16 protein-coding genes and 2 pseudogenes are annotated in these 17,419 nt (G+C 64.3%); 6 read left to right on the top strand and 12 right to left on the bottom strand.

What is annotated here, in order from left to right; translation table 11 throughout:
• Together ACFSQT_RS26900 and ACFSQT_RS26895 are read left to right on the top strand one after the other, a co-directional pair.
• Nucleotides 1-1,101, top strand: a complete 1,101-nt coding sequence (locus tag ACFSQT_RS26900) for a sn-glycerol-3-phosphate import ATP-binding protein UgpC (RefSeq protein WP_379023850.1) — start codon at nucleotides 1-3, stop codon at nucleotides 1,099-1,101.
• A 70-nt stretch (nucleotides 1,102-1,171) separates the two neighbouring features.
• Nucleotides 1,172-1,981, top strand: coding sequence for a phosphodiesterase (locus tag ACFSQT_RS26895; RefSeq protein WP_379023848.1), 810 nt, complete (start codon nucleotides 1,172-1,174; stop codon nucleotides 1,979-1,981).
• 149 nt (nucleotides 1,982-2,130) lie between these two features.
• Here ACFSQT_RS26895 and ACFSQT_RS26890 read toward each other — a convergent pair whose 3' ends face one another.
• The 3 genes from ACFSQT_RS26890 to ACFSQT_RS26880 all read right to left on the bottom strand — a co-directional run bounded on the left by ACFSQT_RS26890 (nucleotide 2,131) and on the right by ACFSQT_RS26880 (nucleotide 5,973).
• Nucleotides 2,131-3,213, bottom strand: coding sequence for an ABC transporter ATP-binding protein (locus tag ACFSQT_RS26890; protein ID WP_379023846.1), 1,083 nt, complete (start codon nucleotides 3,211-3,213; stop codon nucleotides 2,131-2,133).
• On the bottom strand, nucleotides 3,210-4,790 hold the full coding sequence (locus tag ACFSQT_RS26885) for an ABC transporter permease (protein WP_379023844.1): 1,581 nt from the start codon (nucleotides 4,788-4,790) through the stop codon (nucleotides 3,210-3,212). The genes ACFSQT_RS26890 and ACFSQT_RS26885 overlap by 4 nt, the downstream gene beginning before the upstream one ends.
• Nucleotides 4,791-4,965: 175 nt before the next feature.
• On the bottom strand, nucleotides 4,966-5,973 hold the full coding sequence (locus tag ACFSQT_RS26880) for an iron ABC transporter substrate-binding protein (protein WP_379023842.1): 1,008 nt from the start codon (nucleotides 5,971-5,973) through the stop codon (nucleotides 4,966-4,968).
• A 206-nt stretch (nucleotides 5,974-6,179) separates the two neighbouring features.
• Here ACFSQT_RS26880 and ACFSQT_RS26875 point away from each other — a divergent pair, with 206 nt between their 5' ends.
• From ACFSQT_RS26875 to ACFSQT_RS26865, 3 genes are all read left to right on the top strand, one after another.
• Nucleotides 6,180-6,731 (top strand): sigma-70 family RNA polymerase sigma factor, encoded by a 552-nt coding sequence (locus ACFSQT_RS26875; RefSeq protein WP_379023840.1) that lies wholly within the window; start codon nucleotides 6,180-6,182, stop codon nucleotides 6,729-6,731.
• 1 nt (nucleotide 6,732) lies between these two features.
• On the top strand, nucleotides 6,733-7,371 hold the full coding sequence (locus tag ACFSQT_RS26870; RefSeq protein WP_379023838.1) for an NrsF family protein: 639 nt from the start codon (nucleotides 6,733-6,735) through the stop codon (nucleotides 7,369-7,371).
• Nucleotides 7,372-7,586: 215 nt separating this feature from the next.
• Nucleotides 7,587-9,524, top strand: a complete 1,938-nt coding sequence (locus tag ACFSQT_RS26865) for a PAS domain S-box protein (RefSeq protein ID WP_379023836.1) — start codon at nucleotides 7,587-7,589, stop codon at nucleotides 9,522-9,524.
• Between the two features lie 56 nt (nucleotides 9,525-9,580).
• Here ACFSQT_RS26865 and ACFSQT_RS26860 read toward each other — a convergent pair whose 3' ends face one another.
• The 7 genes from ACFSQT_RS26860 to ACFSQT_RS26830 form a co-directional block, all read right to left on the bottom strand.
• Nucleotides 9,581-10,459 (bottom strand): 3-hydroxybutyryl-CoA dehydrogenase, encoded by an 879-nt coding sequence (locus ACFSQT_RS26860; RefSeq protein WP_379023834.1) that lies wholly within the window; start codon nucleotides 10,457-10,459, stop codon nucleotides 9,581-9,583.
• 117 nt (nucleotides 10,460-10,576) lie between these two features.
• Nucleotides 10,577-11,506 carry an electron transfer flavoprotein subunit alpha/FixB family protein gene (locus tag ACFSQT_RS26855; RefSeq protein WP_379023832.1) on the bottom strand — a complete coding sequence of 310 codons (930 nt, stop codon included), beginning with the start codon at nucleotides 11,504-11,506 and terminating at the stop codon, nucleotides 10,577-10,579.
• A 158-nt stretch (nucleotides 11,507-11,664) separates the two neighbouring features.
• On the bottom strand, nucleotides 11,665-12,414 hold the full coding sequence (locus ACFSQT_RS26850; RefSeq protein ID WP_379023830.1) for an electron transfer flavoprotein subunit beta/FixA family protein: 750 nt from the start codon (nucleotides 12,412-12,414) through the stop codon (nucleotides 11,665-11,667).
• Nucleotides 12,415-12,596: 182 nt separating this feature from the next.
• Nucleotides 12,597-13,388 (bottom strand): rhomboid family intramembrane serine protease, encoded by a 792-nt coding sequence (locus ACFSQT_RS26845; RefSeq protein ID WP_379023828.1) that lies wholly within the window; start codon nucleotides 13,386-13,388, stop codon nucleotides 12,597-12,599.
• Between the two features lie 32 nt (nucleotides 13,389-13,420).
• Entirely contained in the window at nucleotides 13,421-14,002 is a 582-nt protein-coding gene (locus ACFSQT_RS26840; protein WP_379023826.1) for a cob(I)yrinic acid a,c-diamide adenosyltransferase, read from the bottom strand.
• 25 nt (nucleotides 14,003-14,027) lie between these two features.
• Nucleotides 14,028-14,219 carry a twin transmembrane helix small protein gene (locus ACFSQT_RS26835; protein ID WP_095084854.1) on the bottom strand — a complete coding sequence of 64 codons (192 nt, stop codon included), beginning with the start codon at nucleotides 14,217-14,219 and terminating at the stop codon, nucleotides 14,028-14,030.
• Nucleotides 14,220-14,242: 23 nt separating this feature from the next.
• Complete coding sequence (locus ACFSQT_RS26830) at nucleotides 14,243-15,109, bottom strand: SDR family oxidoreductase (RefSeq protein WP_379023824.1); 867 nt, start codon at nucleotides 15,107-15,109, stop codon at nucleotides 14,243-14,245.
• 58 nt (nucleotides 15,110-15,167) lie between these two features.
• On the opposite strand from ACFSQT_RS26830, the gene ACFSQT_RS26825 reads away from it, so the two are divergent.
• The gene (locus tag ACFSQT_RS26825) at nucleotides 15,168-16,019 is read left to right on the top strand and encodes a YihY/virulence factor BrkB family protein (RefSeq protein ID WP_379023822.1); all 852 of its coding nucleotides are present in this window, start codon (nucleotides 15,168-15,170) and stop codon (nucleotides 16,017-16,019) included.
• Here ACFSQT_RS26825 and ACFSQT_RS26820 read toward each other — a convergent pair.
• Together ACFSQT_RS26820 and ACFSQT_RS26815 are read right to left on the bottom strand one after the other, a co-directional pair.
• Nucleotides 15,989-16,900, bottom strand: a pseudogene (locus tag ACFSQT_RS26820) (DMT family transporter). The gene ACFSQT_RS26825 and the pseudogene ACFSQT_RS26820 sit on opposite strands and share 31 nt — an antisense overlap.
• Nucleotides 16,901-17,048: 148 nt before the next feature.
• Nucleotides 17,049-17,419: pseudogene (locus ACFSQT_RS26815) on the bottom strand (tRNA glutamyl-Q(34) synthetase GluQRS); the annotation flags it as partial.

Here is a 17,419-nt window from a genome sequence, read left to right as displayed (position 1 = left end):
ATGGCCTCCATCACCATTCGCGACGTCAAGAAGAGCTATGCCAAGTCCCAGGTCGTGCACGGCGTCGACCTCGACATCGCGTCAGGCGAATTCGTCGTCATCCTCGGGCCGTCCGGCTGCGGCAAGTCCACGCTGCTTCGGATGATCGCCGGACTTGAGGACATCTCCGGTGGCGAGATCGCGATCGATGGTACCGTCGTCAACAAGCTGGAGCCACGCGAGCGCGGCTGCGCCATGGTGTTCCAGAACTACGCACTCTATCCGCATATGAGCGTGGCGCAGAACATCGGCTATTCGCTCAAGGTGGCGGGTGTTGCCGCCGCCGAGCGCACGCAGCGCATCCAGGCGGTCGCCCGCACGCTGGAGCTCGAACATCTGCTCGACCGCAAGCCTATGGCGCTCTCCGGCGGCCAGAGGCAGCGTGTCGCCATGGGCCGCGCGATGATCCGCGAGCCCAAGGTGTTCCTGTTCGACGAACCACTGTCCAACCTCGACGCCAAGCTGCGTGTCCAGATGCGCTCGGAGATACGCAAGCTGCATCGCCGCTTGAACGCGACCTCGGTGTTCGTCACGCATGACCAGGTCGAGGCGATGACGCTGGCCGACCGGCTGGTGGTGATGAATGGCGGACGTGTCGAACAGGTCGGTACGCCTGGTGAAATCTACAACCGTCCGGCCAGTCGCTTCGTCGCCACTTTCGTCGGCGCGCCGGCAATGAACATCCTCGAAGGAACAGTCGAACTCGACGGGGTTTCGTTGCTGGGCGGCAGCCGGCGCCTTGCCGTTCAACGTGCCGGTCTGGCGGTCGGCACGCAAGTGGCTGTCGGCATCCGGCCGGAAGCCGTCCGCCTGGTGGCGCCCGGCACGGCGGGTGCGCTCGATGCGACCGTCGACCTCGTCGAGGAACTGGGCGCTGGACGGGTCATCTATGTCGATCTCGACGGCGCGTCGTTCTCCGTCATGACCTCGGAGGCCGTCCACCCCGAACCGGGCAGCACCGTCGGCCTGCGGTTTTCGCCCGATGACATGCACTTCTTCTCGTCGCAGACGGGAACCCGTATCGAGGTCTTCAAGACTTCCGTGCCGGAGCCGGCACTCTGATTTCTGAAGGCAGTCCCTATCGCCGATGACAGGGCAGGCGCCACCGGCAACCCGAAGGAACGGTCGTGCGATGAAAATTGTCCAGGTCACCGACGTCCATCTTGGCCAGCAAGGCGAGCGCCGCTATGGCGTCGACCTGCATCAGCGCTTGGCTTCATGCGTCGCGCATATCAATGCGCATCACGCCGATGCCGCACTTTGCGTCTTCACCGGCGACCTGACCGACACCGGAGCGCCCGAGAGCTATGCCGATCTCAGGACAGCCCTGAACGCGCTGTCGGTGCCCTGGCGGCTGCTGCCGGGGAATCACGACCGGCGAGCCAATCTTGCCGCGGCGTTTCCCGAAATTCCGGTTGATGAGAACGGCTTCGTGCAGTCCAGCTATCAGACGGCGGACGAGGTGCTGCTGTTCCTCGACAGCCTGGCGGAAGGGCGCGTCGAAGGCGAATTGTGCGAAAGGCGGCTTGCCTGGCTCGACGCCCGGCTCGAAGAGACAGCCGGCCGGGCTGCCTATGTCTTCCTGCACCATCCGCCGGTGGCGCTCGGCCTGCCGCAGCTCGATCCGCTGGCGCTTGAGCAGCCCGAACGGTTCCTCGGCCTGCTGCGGCGCCATGGCAACGTCCGCCACATCTTCTTCGGCCACGTCCATCGCGACATCGCCGGCACGGTCGCCGGCATTCCGTTCTCGGCGCAGCGCGGCCTGCATGCAAGGTTCGAGCTTGCCCTCGACAGATCGAGCCAGATCGTCGAGCAGGCGCCGCCCTCCTACGCGGTCATCCTCGTCGACAGCGCCAACGGACGGGTGGTCGTGCATGGCTGCGATTTTCTCGAACAATGGCCGATCTATTCCGGTGAAACCGGCGAACGCATCACTGCGTGAGCCGGCTAGAGCGGTCCACCGTTTCACGGAAACGCCGAACCGCTCTATCTGTTTGTTTTGACGCAATTCCGGACGGAAAACCGTTTCACACATTTCCTGGAATTGCTCTAAGCCGCCTCGAGGCGCGGCGCTGCAGGGCCTTCGACCGTTCAGGCGAACACATGCGCCTTTCCCGACACGGTCAGCCGGACGATCTCGCCGACCGTCGGCGCGTCCATGCCGGATTTGCGCAGGACCAATGGCGTGTTGCCGATCGCGGCGGCGTCTGGCGGATCGGCGCTGTTCAGAAGCCGCACCGCGATCGTGCACATCGAGCCGGCGAACTCGGACTCCGTCACCTCGCCGAATAGCATGTCCGGTGTGCCCGACATGCCTTCGCGCGAGGTTCTCTTCAAGGCAATCTGCTCCGGCCGCAGCATGATGCGGACGACATCGCGCCGCTCGTTTGTGTCGACGGCGATGCGGCCAAGCGGCGAGATTGCGAACCCATCCGATATCTTTGCCGGCAGGATGATGGCGTCGCCGAGGAACTCGGCGATCATCCTGTCCTTGGGCTTGAGATAGAGCTCGCGCGGGGTGCCGACCTGCGAGAACTTGCCGTCGCGCATCACCGCGACCTGGCTGGCGAAGGACAGCGCTTCGGCCTGGTCGTGCGTTACCAGGATGGTGGTGATGCCGGCCGCCTCCAGAAGCTCGGCCACGGCTTTGCGCATCGAGGCGCGCAGGCCGGTATCCAGGGCCGAGAACGGCTCGTCGAGAAGCATCAGCCGCGGCTTCATCGCCATGGCGCGGGCCAGCGCCACGCGCTGCTGCTGGCCGCCGGAGAGTTCGTGCGGGCGGCGTTTGAGGATCGCCTTGTCGAGCCCGACGATATAGGCGAGTTCGACGATGCGCTCGGAGCGCTTGTCTTCGCCGCGACTCATACCGAAACCGATATTGTCGGCGATGGTCAGATGCGGGAACAGCGCGCCGTCCTGCGCCACCACGCCGATGCCGCGACGATGTGCCGGCACCGCACTGCCGTCCTTGGCCAGCAGCTTGCCGTCGAGCGTGATGCTGCCCTGGTCCGGCGTCTCGAAGCCGGCGATCAGCCGCAGCAAGGTCGTCTTGCCGCAGCCGGACGGGCCGACGATCGCCGTGCGGCTGCCGCTGGCGACGCTCAGATCGACGCCGGCAAGGGCTGCAACCGGGCCGTAATGCTTGTACAGGCCGCTGATTTCGAGAAAGCTCATCGTCCGGCCATCCGTTTCGACTGGACATAGAGCAGCCAGGTCAAGGGCAATGACATCGCCACCATGATGAAGGCGTAAGGTGCCGCCGAGGCATAATCAATCTCGCCGCTGTACGACCAGAACGCCATCGCCAGCGTGCGGGTGCCGTTCGGCGCCAGCATCTGGGTGGCGGTCAGTTCGTTCATGATGCCGAGCGCCACCAGCGCCATGCCGGCCGCGGCACCTGGCGCCGACAGTCGGATCGTCGTCGACCACAGCGCCTGCAGCGGCGGCCGGCCGAGGCTGGAGGCAGCGCGTTCGAGCTCGACCGGTGCCTGCGCGATCGATGCGCGCAGGCTGACCAGCGCGCGCGGCAGGAACATCAGCGCATAGGCCACCAGGATGGTGAACAGGGTCTGGTAGAGCGGCAGGGCGACGCGCACGGTGATGGTGACCAGCGCCAACGCTATGACGACCCCGGGCAGCGAGCCGACGATGTAGTTGCAGCCCTCCAGCAGGCGCTGCAATGGCCCGGGCGCGCGGATCGAGATCCAGGCCATCGGCATGGCGGCAACGGTGGCGAGCAATGCGCCGGCGAGCGCCAGGAACAGCGTTTGGCCGAGCGCCAGGCCGATCTCGTCGAACCGCCAGACATCGGCGCCGCCGGCGGCAAGCCAGCCGCCGATGGTGACGAAAGGCACGCCAAGCGCCATTAGCGTGGTGGCGACCAGCAGGAGCAGGCTCGGAATGGTGGTGCGGCCGAGGCTCGCACGCTGCTGATAGCGTGCCGCGCCGGAGCCGACGCGGGCATAGCGCTCCTCGCCGCGCACCAGCACTTCGAGGCCCAGAAGCACGAAGCAGCAGCTCACCAGCACGCCGGCCAGCATGTTGGCGGCCGGTCCGTTGAAGGTCGACTGGAACTGGTCGACGATCGCCGTGGTGAAGGTGTCGAAGCGGATGAAGACATAGAGGCCGTACTCGGCCAGCAGATGCAGCCCGACCAGCAGCGAGCCGCCGCAGATGGCGAGCCTGAGTTGCGGCAGCACGACGCGCCAGAATACGCGCCACGGTCCAAGGCCGAGTGCTGCGGCGGCGTCCTCAAGGGCAGGATCGAGACGGCGCAATGCCGCCGACACCGGCAAATAGAGGAACGGAAAATAGGCGATGACGGAAACCAGCACGCCGGCCCACAGGCCGTGCAATCTGGGCACCATGGTGATCCAGGCATAGCTATGCACGAAAGCCGGGATGGCGAGCGGCGCCACGCACAGCCAGGCCCAGAGCCGGGCACCAGGCAGGTCGCTGCGCTCGGTCAGCCAGGCCAGCGTCACCGACAATACGATGGCGATCGGCACGGTCAGCAGCACCAGCAGGGCAGTGTTGACCAGAAGCTCGCCGACACGCGGCCGGAAGACCAGCGCCGAGACGGTTTCCCAGCCGGTCTGCACCGCGATCCAGATGATGAAGGCAAGCGGCAGCAGCGCCAGCAGCGAAACGAAGATGGCGGCGATGACCAGCCACGGTGCAGCGCGGCGCCGAACCCTTCGGCCTGTGCCCGCAGGCAGGCCCGAGCGCGCGAGATCGACCGCAGACTGCATCAGGTCAGACGCCGTGCCGTTGCCGTTCAGCGGCAGCGATTGAAGGACCGCGATTGCGGTCGGGAACGCAGCGTGTCGTCATCGACGAATGCCATCTCGAAAAAACAAAATCACTCCCGCGGAAGGCCAATTCCCGCGGGAGCGTGGTTGGTTGTCCTTTTAGGAGGAATGGCAACTAAAGCAAGCCGGCTGCCGTCATCAGGTCGGTGACCTTCTTGGAGTTCAGCGTCGTGGCATCGACCTTGGGTGCCTGCAGATCGGCCAGCGGCACCAGCTTCGGATTGGACTCCGCACCCTTGCCGACCGCGTATTCGAAAGAATCGCCGGTCTTCAAGATCTCCTGGCCGCCATTGCCGGTGACCCATTTCAGGAAAGCCTGGGCTTCCTTCGGATGCTTGCTCGAGGCCAGCACGCCGCCGCCGGAGATCGAGACGAAGGCGCCCGGATCCTGGTTCCTGAAGTAGTGCAATTCGACATTCTTGCTGTTTTCGCCGGTCTTGGCCTGATCGCCGAAATAGTAATAGTGGTAGATCACGCCACCATCGATCTCGCCGGCGTTGACCGCCTTCATCACCGTGCTGTTGCCCTTGTAGGCGGTGAAATTGGTCTTCATCGCCTTCAGCCAGTCCGCCGTGGCGGCCTCGCCCTTGAGCTGCAGCAGCGCGCTGACGATGGCCTGGAAATCGGCGCCAGACGGCGAGGCGGCCCAGCGGCCTTTCCAGCTGGGATCGGCGAGATCGAGCATCGACTTCGGCAGCTGGTCGGCATTGAGCTTGGTCTTGTTGTAGGCAAAGACGGTGCTGCGCGCGGCGATGCCGACCCATTTGCCGCTGGCCGGCTGGAAGTCCTGCGGGACCTGCGCCAGCGTGTCGGCGTCGACCGGAGCGAACAGGCCGGCACTTTCGACCAGCACCATGGCCGGCGAGTTTTCGGTCAGGAACACGTCGGCCGGCGAGGCGGCCCCTTCGGCGACGATCTGGTTGGAAAAGTCGCTGTCGCCGCCATTGCGCACGGTGACCTTGATGCCGGTTTCCTTGGTGAAGCCTTCGGCCCAAGCCTTGGTCAGGTTTTCGTGCTGGGCGTTGTAGACAATGATGCCATCATCTTCCGCCATTGCCGGGCCGGCGATCAGGCTGAGTGCCAGCGCGGTGGCGCCGGCGAGGGTGGAAAGAGCATATTTCATGGCATTGTCCTCGGTCTCGGGGGGCTTGCGTTCGTCACGGCTGCACCTATCGATACCTGACAGGGATAGTCAACATTGTCTTGCGGATTTTGATCAAGCGCCGAGCCGCAAACTTTCGTGATTTGCCGGTAATTTGGCTTGGACATTATTTCGCCGGCCACGTAACAAATCAGCGCCGAGACGCGAAAATCGGGGAGTGAACTCTTGTGACCGGCAAGGATGAGGCCGAGCTTTCCCGGCTGATGCGAGCCGCGATCGCGGGAGACGAAAAGGCCTACGCCGACTTTCTGCATCGGATTGCCGCTTTGGTTCGCGGTTTTGTCAGGCGCAAGATCGTGCAGGGCGGGGTCGATCCCGAGGATGTCGTGCAGGAAACCTTGCTGGCCATTCATGTGAAACGACATACCTGGCGCCAGGATGCGCCGGTATTGCCGTGGGTCTATGCGATCGCCCGCTTCAAGCTGATCGATGCGTTCCGGCGGCGCGGACGGCGCATCGAGATCGATGTCGACGATATCGCCGAGACTTTCGCCGAGCCGGAAACGGAGACCATTAGCGAGCGCGATATCAACAGGGCATTGGACGGCCTGTCGCCGGCACAGCGTTCCGTGGTCTCGGCCGTGTCGGTGGAGGGGCGGTCCATCGGCGAAACGGCGGCCAAGTTCGGCATCAGCGAGACGGCGGTGCGTGTGTCGCTGCATCGGGGGCTTGCCGCGATAGCCAAGCGATTCGGGCAGGGGCGCTTCGGGCGGGAATGACATGAGGACGGACGATCTCATCAAGGCGCTGGACGCCGATGCCCACAGCAAGGCAATGCCGCTGCAATCGGCCTGGTGGATGGCCGCCGGCGCGGCGGCGGTCATCGCGGCCATCGTTTTCCTGCTGACGATCGGTCCGCGCCCCGACTTCATGGCCGCCGCGCACACGATGCGCTTTGTCTCCAAATTCGTCTTCACCATCGCGCTTGCCGTCAGTGCCTTTGCCCTGATCCGCGCCCTGTCGACACCCGGTGCCCCGACAGGCGGGGCGATGGCGGGAATGATTGTCGCTCCATTGCTGGTCGCTGTGGCGGTGGTTCTGGAACTGTTCGCCGTGCCCGAGGCCGACTGGGGTACAAGGATGGTCGGCTCCAACATGATGATCTGCATGGGGGTCATTCCGCTGATCGGCATTGGCCCGCTTGCCATTTTCCTGTGGATGCTGCGCTACGGCGCACCGACACGGCCGGTGCTAGCCGGGGCGGTCGCGGGTCTGCTCGCCGGCGGGTTGGCGGCGACCTTCTATGCCGCGCACTGCTTTGACGATTCGCCGCTTTTCGTCGCCACCTGGTACTCGATAGCGATCGCGATCCTCGCGCTGCTTGGCGCGCTTGGCGGGCGGTTTTTCGTGCGCTGGTAGCGCCACGCCGCAATCACGACCCCGCCGTGCACACCGATCCTTAATCATGCCGGCAATTGTTTGTCGGTTAGCGATGGCGCCGGCATGCCGGGCGCAACCTTTCCTTAAAATCGATCCGTCACGATTGCCGCGAGAACATGCGTTTGCGCACGGGGGTGGCACGTATCGTGATGTGGCGAGGAATAACCGGCCGAGGATCGTTTGGGCACGCAGGGTTGGCGCTGCTCGTGGCCGGCCTCAGCGTCGTGGCGGCTTCGATGGTGCTGTCGCGCCTGGATCTCGGTACCGAGGCACTGAAATTCTGCCTGCAGATCTCGGTGGCGGTAGCGGTGGGCGCGCTTTTCCTTGCCGCCCTGTTCATCCGTCGGATCAGCGAGGATCGCCGGCAGATCGCGGAGAGCGAACAGCGCTTCCGCCGCGCCATGGAGGATTCGGCGATCGGTATCGCCGTCGTCGGCCTCGACGGGCGCATTCTTCAGACCAATCCCGCCTTCGCCGCCATGCTTGGTTACAGCCGCGAGGAGATCGAGGCGCTGACCTTCTTCCAGATCACGCATCCCGACGATCTGCAGATCGGCCGGGAAACGATGGAGGGTCTCAAAGCGGGCACGGTCAATTCCTTCCACTTCGAGAAGCGCTACCTCAGGAAGGACGGCACACCCGTCTGGGCGCAGCTTGCCGGCTCCGTCATCCGCGACGAAAGCAGCGGCCGTCCGCTCTATCTCGTCTCGCAGATCGAGGATATCGACGCGCGCAAGCAGGCCGAGGAGCGCATCGCAGAAGCGGAAACGCGCTGGAATTTCGCGCTTGCCGGCGCCGGACAAGGCGTCTGGGACCTCGATATGCGCAAGGGCGGCACGACATATTCCTCAACCTGGATCAAGATGCTGGGCTATTCAGATGGCGAGCTCGACGGCGATCCCGACCACTGGTTGACAATGATACATCCCGATCATCGCGAGACCGTCGCCGAGGCGGATCGCGCCCATCTCGACGGCAAGACGCCCTACTTCGAAGCCGAATTCAGGATGCGCCACAAGGATGGCCACTGGATGTGGATCCTCGACCGCGGCAAGGCAATCGAGCGTGACGAGGAGGGGCGGCTGGTCAGGGCCATCGGCAGCCTGACCGACATCACCCTGCGCAAGGAGGCCGAAGCACGGCTCACCGTATCAGCGGCAATGCTGGCCGATGAAAAGGAGCGGCTGAGGGTGACGCTGCAGTCGATCGGCGATGCCGTCATCTGCACCGATGCCGCAAACCGCGTCACCTTCATGAACCCGGTCGCCGAAAAGCTGACCGGAATTGCCGGCGGCGAGGCCCTCGGCAAGACGCTTGGCCATGTCTACTGGGCGGTCGACGAGGAGACCGGGCACAGGATCGGCATGAACCGCCCGACGATCGGCGGCCATGCACCCACCGACCAGAACAGCCGCGCCGTCCTCATCCGGCGCGACGATACGCGCTGCAGCATCCGTCAGGTCGTGTCGCCGATCATCAACGAGCGGAACGAATTCTGCGGACTGGTGATCGTTTTCCAGGACTTCACCGATGCGCGCGCGCTGCAGCGCCAGCTCGCCCATGCCGCCGCGCATGACGCGCTGACCGGCCTTGCCAATCGCTCGAGCTTCATCCGCGCCATGGAGGCACTGGTCGATCAGGCGCGCAAGGACGGCAGCTCGGGCAAAGGCAGCGGACATCAGTTCATGTTCATCGACCTCGACCACTTCAAACTGGTCAACGACACCGGCGGCCACGCGGCGGGGGATGCCTTGCTCAAGCGGGTTGCCGACGCGGTTCGCGGCGTCCTTGGTCCCGAAGACATTGTCGCGCGTCTGGGTGGCGACGAATTCGCGGTCATTCTGAAATCGGGTTCGGCAGCCGGCGCCAAGATTGCGGCGCGATCCATCATCGATGCGATAGGCGGCCTGGACTTCACCTGGGATGGCCGTCCTCACGTGATCGGCGCCAGCATCGGGCTGGCCGCGATCAGCGCCAATTGCGGCGAAGTCGACGAGATCATCGCCAGGGCCGACGCCGCTTGCTACGCGGCCAAGGCGGCCGGCCGGGGCTGCGTTTGCGTTGCGCCGGGCGGCGAGATCATGGACGACAGGATGATGGGCGCGCCCGAGCCGCTGGCCGCGGCTTCCTGATCAGGGCCGATCAACCACCGATCCGGAAGCCCCGGTTTCCGCCGACTCGAATCCGATCAGCGCGTCGGGACGGGATGCTCGCCGCGATAGTCGTAGAAACCACGCCCGGTCTTGCGGCCGAGCCAGCCGGCCTCGACATATTTGACCAGCAGCGGGCAGGGGCGGTATTTCGAATCCGACAGGCCTTCATGCAGCACCTGCATGATCGACAGGCAGGTGTCGAGGCCGATGAAGTCGGCCAGCTGCAGCGGCCCCATCGGATGGTTGGCGCCGAGCCGCATGGCGGTGTCGATGGCGTCGACCGAGCCGACACCTTCATAAAGCGTGTAGATCGCCTCGTTGATCATCGGCAGCAGGATGCGGTTGACGATGAAGGCCGGAAAATCCTCCGAAACCGTGATCGTCTTGTCGAGCTGCTTCACATAGGTTTTGGCCGCCTCGAAGGTCTGGTCCTCGGTGGCGATGCCGCGCACCAGTTCGACCAGCTTCATCAGCGGCACCGGGTTCATGAAATGGATGCCGATGAAGCGCTCGGGCCGGTCGGTCTGCGCGGCAAGCCGCGTGATCGAGATCGATGAGGTGTTCGTCGCCAGGATGGCTTCCGGATTGAGCTGCGGACAGAGCTGGGCATAGATCTTGCGCTTGACCGTCTCGTCCTCGGTTGCTGCCTCGATCACCAGATCGGCGCCGGCAAGATCGGCCATCGCCGGCGCGGAAGCGATGCGCGCCATCGCCTCGTTGCGCACCTTCTCGTCGAGCTTGCCGGATCCCACCTGACGGGCCATGTTGCCGCTGATGGTGGCGATGCCCTTCTCGATGCGGTCGGGCGATATATCGTAGATCAGCACCTTGTAGCCCGAAAGCGCTGAGACATGCGCTATGCCGCCGCCCATCTGGCCCGCGCCGATGATGCCGATCGTTTCGATCTTGCTCATTACACCGATCCCGTCAAAAGGCCTTTGCGGCCTGCTTTTTGTGCGGTGCAAACTAAAAGGGCGGGGCGACTTCGTCTACCCCGCCCCTCACTATTTAATACGCTTTGGCAGAAAGCGTCAAAGCGCCTTCTGCAGTTCCGGCAAAATGACGAAGAGATCGCCGACAAGGCCGTAGTCGGCGACCTGGAAAATCGGTGCCTCCTCGTCCTTGTTGATGGCGACGATGACCTTCGAATCCTTCATGCCGGCAAGGTGCTGGATGGCGCCGGAGATGCCGACCGCGATGTAGAGATCTGGAGCCACCACCTTGCCGGTCTGGCCGACCTGCCAGTCGTTCGGCGCGTAGCCGGCATCGACGGCGGCGCGCGAAGCACCGACCGCGGCACCGAGCTTGTCTGCGACGGGCAGGATGACCTCCTGGAATTTTTCCGCCGAACCCAGCGCGCGACCACCCGAGATGATGATCTTGGCAGAGGTCAGTTCCGGACGATCGGTCTCCGAGAGCTTGTTCTCGACGAAGGTCGACAGGCCGGGATTGGTCGCCGCCTTGACGGTCTCGACCGCGGCCGATCCGCCCTCGGGTGCCGCCTGGAAGGAGGCGGTGCGCACGGTGATCACCTTCTTGGCGTCGGTCGACTGCACCGTCTGGATGGCGTTGCCGGCATAGATCGGCCGCTTGAAGGTGTCGGGCGAGACGACTTCGATGATCTCGGACACCTGAGCGACATCCAGCAGTGCCGCCACGCGTGGCGCGACATTCTTGCCCGACGAGGTCGCCGGCGCGATGATGGTGTCGTAGGCGCCCGCCAGCGACACAATGAGCGCCGCGGTCGGTTCGGCGAGGCGCTCGGCAAGTTCGTCGGCCTCGGCCAGCAGCACCTTGCTCACGCCCTTGAGCTTGGCGGCGGCATCGGCTGCACCCTTGGCGCCGTTGCCGGCAACCAGCACATGCACGTCCGAACCGATCTGCAGGGCCGCCGACAGCGCCTTGGCGGTCTGGTCGGAAAGGGTGGCGTTGTCGTGTTCAGCAATCAGAAGAATAGCCATTGATGATATTCCTGACTTTCGTTTTCGAGGCTCCCTGAAATCCGGTCAGGCCGAGTCGAAAACGGTTGGTTTCGAGAACCGGAGCGGAGCGTACTTTTGTACGTGAGCACCGGAAGCGGAGAAACCGGCCGTTTGCAGGCCGGCCTCATCGGATTTCCTTACAAAACGCCGGCTTCGTTCTTCAGCTTGTCGACCAGTTCGGCGACGCTCTTGACCTTGACGCCTGCCTTGCGGCCGCTCGGCTCCTCGGTCTTGATGACCTTCAGCCGCGGCTTGACGTCGGCGCCGTAGTCGGCCGGGCTCTTTTCGTCGAGCGGCTTCTTCTTGGCCTTCATGATGTTGGGCAAAGAGGCATAGCGCGGCTGGTTGAGGCGCAGGTCGGCGGTCACGATCGCCGGCATCTTCAGCTCCACCGTCTGCAGGCCGCCGTCGACTTCACGCGTCACCTTGGCCTTGTCGCCTTCGAGCACGACCTTGGACGCGAAAGTGCCCTGCGCCCAGCCAAGCAGCGCCGCCAGCATCTGGCCGGTCTGGTTGGAATCGTCGTCGATCGCCTGCTTGCCGAGGATGACGAGGCCAGGCTGTTCGGCGTCGACGACGCCCTTCAGCACCTTGGCGACGCCGAGCGGCTCGGTCTGCTCATCGGTCTTGACCAGGATGGCGCGGTCGGCGCCCATGGCGAGCGCGGTGCGCAGGGTTTCCTGCGCCTGCTGCGGGCCGATCGAAACGACGATGATCTCTTCGGCCTTGCCGGCTTCCTTCAGACGGATCGCCTCTTCAACCGCGATCTCGTCGAACGGGTTCATCGCCATCTTGACGTTGGTGAGTTCCACCGCCGAACCATCAGCCTTCACGCGAACCTTGACGTTCGCATCCACAACCCGCTTCACGGGCACAAGGATCTTCATTTGCCTGTCACCTCTCTTGAGATAGTTGGGCGCGCTATAACAGCCTGCACCCTTTCTGAGTTGTCGAAAGCCGACATTCCGGATGGAAATTCTGGTCTTTGACCGTCTTGGGCCGCGACGGAGACGTTTCCGTAGTTGCGACGACCTTGCACGTCAATATGCCGCAAGCCGCTCAAATCGGTTCAGTCCGAACTGGAGGCGTTTCCTCGCCCCCAGCGCGGCGGCGGATCGGGGGTCACCGGTTCGGCGGCGACCTGCGGCTGTTCGGGAGCGGCAATTGCGGCATCCTCGTCGGGGCCGGCGAACAGCGGCACGCCGCGGCTGCGCAAGACAAGCACCAGCACGGCGCCGGCGATGATGCCGCCGATGTGACAGGCCCAGGAGATCTGGTCCTCGCCGCCGGCGGCAAACATCACCACCTGGAACAGCACCCACAGGATGAGCGGGATGAAGGCCGGAATGCGCAGCGGGATACGGGCAAAGGCCAGCACCCAGACCTTCACGCGCGGGTAAAGGATCAGATAGGCGACGACCACGCCGGCGATGGCGCCGGACGCGCCGATCAGCGGCACCTGCGAATCCCAGGCGACGAGGCCCTGGAAGGCGGCTCCGGCGACGGCGCACAACAGATAGAAGATGAGGTAGCGGATGTGGCCGAGCGCGTCCTCGACATTGTCCCCGAACACCCACAAAAACAGCATGTTGCCGCCGAGATGGAAGATGTCGGCATGCAGGAAGGAATAGGTGAGGTAGCTCAGGCTTTCGGGGACGACGATAAAGCGAGGGTCGAGCTCGGCGGTGTCATGGACGACGGCCGGGATGAAGCCGAGGCCGAGCACGGCGGCATTGGAAAAATTCTCGCCGCCGAGCGCGGTGGCGCAGTAGACCAGGGCGTTGACCACGATCAGCCCGATGGTCACATATTGCAGGCGGATGTGCCGCAGCCTGTTGGTGTCGTAAAGCGGGATGAACATCGGTCTCTGGGCCCCTCGCGCTTTCGGACAGTTCAGCGGTTCTTGCCGGGAACCCATAGCACGTCGGCATTTCCGTTGTCATTGACCGCCCGGGCGGCGACAAACAGGAAATCCGAAACGCGATTGATGTATTTCAGCCCGTCGCTGTTGACGTGCTCGCGCGGGTCCTGGGCCAGGGCCACCATCAGCCGTTCGGCCCGCCGCGCCACTGTGCGGGCAAGATGCAGCGCGGCCGCCGCTGGCGTGCCGCCGTTCAGCACGAAGGATTTGAGCGGCTGGAGGTCCTTGTTGAGCAGGTCGATATCCTTTTCGACCCGGTCGGTCTGCGTGGCGACGATGCGCAGCGGCTCATAGCCGAGCGGCTTGCCGTCATCGGGCACGGCGAGGTCGGCGCCGAGGTCGAAGAGATCGTTCTGGATGCGCGAAAGCATGGCGTCGATCGCCGGGTGGCTGGCTGCCGTGTGGACCCGGGCCATGCCGATGCAGGCATTGGCTTCGTCGACGGTGCCATATGCGTCCACCCGCAGATCGGATTTCAGCCGCCGTTCGCCGGTGCCGAGACCAGTGGTGCCATCATCGCCGGTGCGGGTGTAGATCTTGTTGAGCTTGACCACGTCGCCTCCCCAGCTGCCGATATCCTCATTTGCGGGTGAAATACACCGCCAGCAGGATCAGCGCCAGCGCCACGGCCTGCAGCAAGACACGCGCCTGCATCAGCTTGTTCGAGGTGACGCCGGACCCGCCACGCATCATGTTGATGAGACCGCGAACGAGCACGATCACCACGGCGACCATGACCAGAATGGCGAGGATGTTGAAGACGGTTGCCATGGTGTATTCCCGGTTCGGTTGGTTCAGGCGCGTTTGGCAAGGAAGCGGTAGAGCGTCGATGCGGGCAGGATGCGTTTGAGCATCGCACCGATCTTGGCCGACGCTGTTACCACATAGTGCGGGCGCGGGCGCCGCGACAGAAGTGCATGGCGTAGCGCCGTATGGACCACTTCCGGCCCTGGTTTCAGCCGCGATTGGCTGCCGCCAGCCCGCAGCCTTGCCAGTTGCGCCTGATAGTCGAGGCGGTGGACCGAATTCTCGTGGTCGATGTTCTCCAGGAACCATGGCAGCGCATTGCTGGCGATCTTCGACGTTACCGGACCGGGTTCGATCAGCGAGACATGGATGCCGCTACCCCTGAGTTCCTGGTGCAGGCACAGCATCAGACCTTCGAGCGCGTGTTTCGATGCCGAATAGGCGCCGCGAAAGCGCACCGGCGCGAGACCGAGGATCGACGAGCAATGGACGATGCGGCCATGGCCCTGGCGGCGCATCACCGGCACCAGACGGCGGGTCAGGTCATGCCAGCCAAAGAAATTCGCTTCGAATTGCTGCTTGAGCGCCGCCACCGGCAGGTCTTCGACGGCGCCGGCTTGCGCGTAGGCGCCATTGTTGAACAGGGCATCGAGCCGGCCACCCGTGCGGTCGAGTACGGCCGTCACCAGCCTGGCGATGGAGTCCGGTTCGCTATAGTCGAGGTAGAAAGCCTCGATGCCGTCCGCCTCGAGCCCGGCGATGTCCTCCGGCTTGCGCGCCGTCGCGAACACCCGCCAGCCTTCGGCTTTCAACGCGCGGGCGCAGTGGGCGCCTATGCCCGAAGAGGCGCCGGTGACGATGATCGAGCGCAATTGTTGCGCCTGACTGTTCGTGGTTTCGCCATGGGTTGCCATTTGCCACAATCCCTTCCCATATTCGCGGCGTCGAGACAATCGAAGGGAGCGCGGGTTCTTGCTGCGGAATATTGTCGCCCTGCGCCGCGTGCTCTACGACGCGCTCGGCCATTTCAACACCGATGACGGCTGGGCGATGGCCAGCCATCTGGCGATCACTTCGCTGATGGCGCTGTTTCCATTCCTGATCTTTGCCACGACGCTGGCGAGCTTCCTCGGCGCGCAGGCGTTCTCCGACACGGCCGTGCATCTGGTCTTCGACACCTGGCCCGAACAGATCGCCAAACCCATCGCGCGCGAGGTGCTCAATGTGCTGACCGTCAGGCGCACCGACCTGTTGACCTACGGCGTGGTGCTTGCCGCCTACTTTGCCTCGAACGGCATCGAGGCGCTGCGCACTTCGCTCAACCGCGCCTATCGCGTCTCGGAAACGCGCGGCATCATCTATCGCCGGGTGCAGAGCATCATCTTCGTGCTGATCGCGACGGCCGGTTTCCTGGCGATCAGCGTGCTCCTGGTGTTCGCGCCGCTGCTGGCGCGGCTCGCCGAAGCCCATATCGAAGGGATCAAGCCCTATATGGGCACGATCACGCTGTGGCGGTACGTCATCGCCTCGGCGGTCATTGTCGGCGGATTGTTTGCCGTGCATTTCTGGCTGCCGGCGGGCAAGCGCCGCTTGGTCTCGATCGTACCGGGCATCATCTTCACGCTGGCGGCATGGCTTATCGGTTCGACCATCTTCGCCACCTATCTCGATCATTTCTCGTCTTATGTGACGACCTATGCGGGCCTCGCCTCGATCATGATCGCGGTGGTCTTCCTCTACATGCTCTCGGCGATATTCATCCTTGGCGGCGAGCTCAATGCCGCGATCAGCCGCTATCTGGAGGCGCGCGCCCGAGTCGGTTGATTGACAGGCTGAGGCTTGGTCTGTCGAGCCGTCGCAAGGCCGACGCCGAATGTCGTGATCGCCATGCCGACGATCTGCAGCGCATTGAGCTGCTCGTCGAACAGGGCCCAGGCGATGATGGCCGTCACCGCCGGCACCAGATAGAACAGCGAGGCCACTTTCGACATCTCGCCGTCGCGGATCATCACCATCAGCAGGAATATGGCGCCGAGCGACAGCACCAGCACCAGCCAGGCCATGGCGAAAATCAATTCGCCGTTGATGACGACGTGCGCGTCTCGAAGGCAAGCGAGGCGAGGATCATCAAAGGGCGCCGCCGACATATTGCCACACTGGTCGCGGCGACGAGGTCGCCGCCGAAGCGAAGCGCTTTCTGCCAGATGGTGCCGGCGCTCATGCCGAGCACCGAGACCAGCGAGGCGGTCAGCGTCGCCGCCGTCACGCCGCCGCCGAGCGCGCCGAGGCTTCGGCCACCGCACGATGACGATGCCGACGAGGCCGATGCCAAGGCCGGCCCAGTGCGCGGCAGGATCGCCTCGCCGAGAACTTGCCGGCAAGCACTGCCGTGATCAGCGCTGCAGGCCGACGATGAGGGCCGAAAAGCCGGCCGGCATGCCCCGATGAATGGCCCAGAAGACGGCGCCGAGATAGACGCCATGCATCAGGATGCCGTGCGCCGGTGGCTGTGCAGCGCCTCGGTGGCGGGTGGCTCTTTTCGAACCCAGCACGAGCATCAGGACGGCAAGCAGGATGGCGGCCAGCACAAAACGCGCGCAAGAAAGGTGAACGCTCGGCCCATGGCATGGCATAGCGCGCGCCGATGAAGCCGGTTGCCCACAGGACAACGAAGTGGGCGGGATGAACCGCTTGATGCTGTGCATTTCGGGAGACCGCCGCACGAGGAGAGTTGATCGTGGCGCTGCTCTAATGCGGTTCAAGCCGGCGCTGCAAAACGAAACGATTGATCCATGCATCACTGGAATTCACCGACGGCGAATTCGCCACGCGGTTTCCCTGGCCTCGCCAGGCTCAGAGCCCGACCATGCGCCTGACGTCGTCCGGCGATGCGCCGGCATGGCGCAAGCGGCAAGGCCGGTATCGCCGAGCTCTTGGACAGCTTTTCGTCCGTCCGGCCGAGGATGAGGCGATGATGGAAATAGTCGGCGCGGCAGCCCGAGGAGTTCCTGGAGCAGGGCGCTGGACGCCGGATGGCGGAAAAACAGATCCTGGCCGCGCACGACCATGGCTGACGCCTTGCAGCGCATCGTCCATGACGACGGCGAGGTTGTAGCTGGTCGGGATGTCGCGGCGCGCCACGATCACGTCCGCCCCAGTCCTGTGGCCGGGCTTCGACGGGGCGCGTCGCAAGGCGCCCCATCGACGATCGGCCCATGACAGGT

The sequence above is a fragment of the Mesorhizobium calcicola genome (assembly GCF_042682105.1).
In the GTDB taxonomy this organism is placed as follows: Bacteria; Pseudomonadota; Alphaproteobacteria; order Rhizobiales; family Rhizobiaceae; genus Mesorhizobium; species Mesorhizobium calcicola.
This window is presented reverse-complemented; position numbering and strand designations above follow the sequence as displayed.

Excerpts from the sequence above, each read along its gene's own strand:
- ACFSQT_RS26885 (WP_379023844.1), bottom strand. The coding sequence starts at position 4,790 with ATGCAGTCTGCGGTCGATCTCGCGCGCTCGGGCCTGCCTGCGGGCACA.
- ACFSQT_RS26860 (WP_379023834.1), bottom strand. The coding sequence starts at position 10,459 with ATGAGCAAGATCGAAACGATCGGCATCATCGGCGCGGGCCAGATGGGC.
- ACFSQT_RS26870 (WP_379023838.1), top strand. The coding sequence starts at position 6,733 with ATGAGGACGGACGATCTCATCAAGGCGCTGGACGCCGATGCCCACAGC.
- ACFSQT_RS26855 (WP_379023832.1), bottom strand. The coding sequence starts at position 11,506 with ATGGCTATTCTTCTGATTGCTGAACACGACAACGCCACCCTTTCCGAC.
- ACFSQT_RS26900 (WP_379023850.1), top strand. The coding sequence starts at position 1 with ATGGCCTCCATCACCATTCGCGACGTCAAGAAGAGCTATGCCAAGTCC.
- ACFSQT_RS26880 (WP_379023842.1), bottom strand. The coding sequence starts at position 5,973 with ATGAAATATGCTCTTTCCACCCTCGCCGGCGCCACCGCGCTGGCACTC.
- ACFSQT_RS26850 (WP_379023830.1), bottom strand. The coding sequence starts at position 12,414 with ATGAAGATCCTTGTGCCCGTGAAGCGGGTTGTGGATGCGAACGTCAAG.
- ACFSQT_RS26830 (WP_379023824.1), bottom strand. The coding sequence starts at position 15,109 with ATGGCAACCCATGGCGAAACCACGAACAGTCAGGCGCAACAATTGCGC.
- ACFSQT_RS26895 (WP_379023848.1), top strand. The coding sequence starts at position 1,172 with ATGAAAATTGTCCAGGTCACCGACGTCCATCTTGGCCAGCAAGGCGAG.
- ACFSQT_RS26835 (WP_095084854.1), bottom strand. The coding sequence starts at position 14,219 with ATGGCAACCGTCTTCAACATCCTCGCCATTCTGGTCATGGTCGCCGTG.
- ACFSQT_RS26845 (WP_379023828.1), bottom strand. The coding sequence starts at position 13,388 with ATGTTCATCCCGCTTTACGACACCAACAGGCTGCGGCACATCCGCCTG.
- ACFSQT_RS26890 (WP_379023846.1), bottom strand. The coding sequence starts at position 3,213 with ATGAGCTTTCTCGAAATCAGCGGCCTGTACAAGCATTACGGCCCGGTT.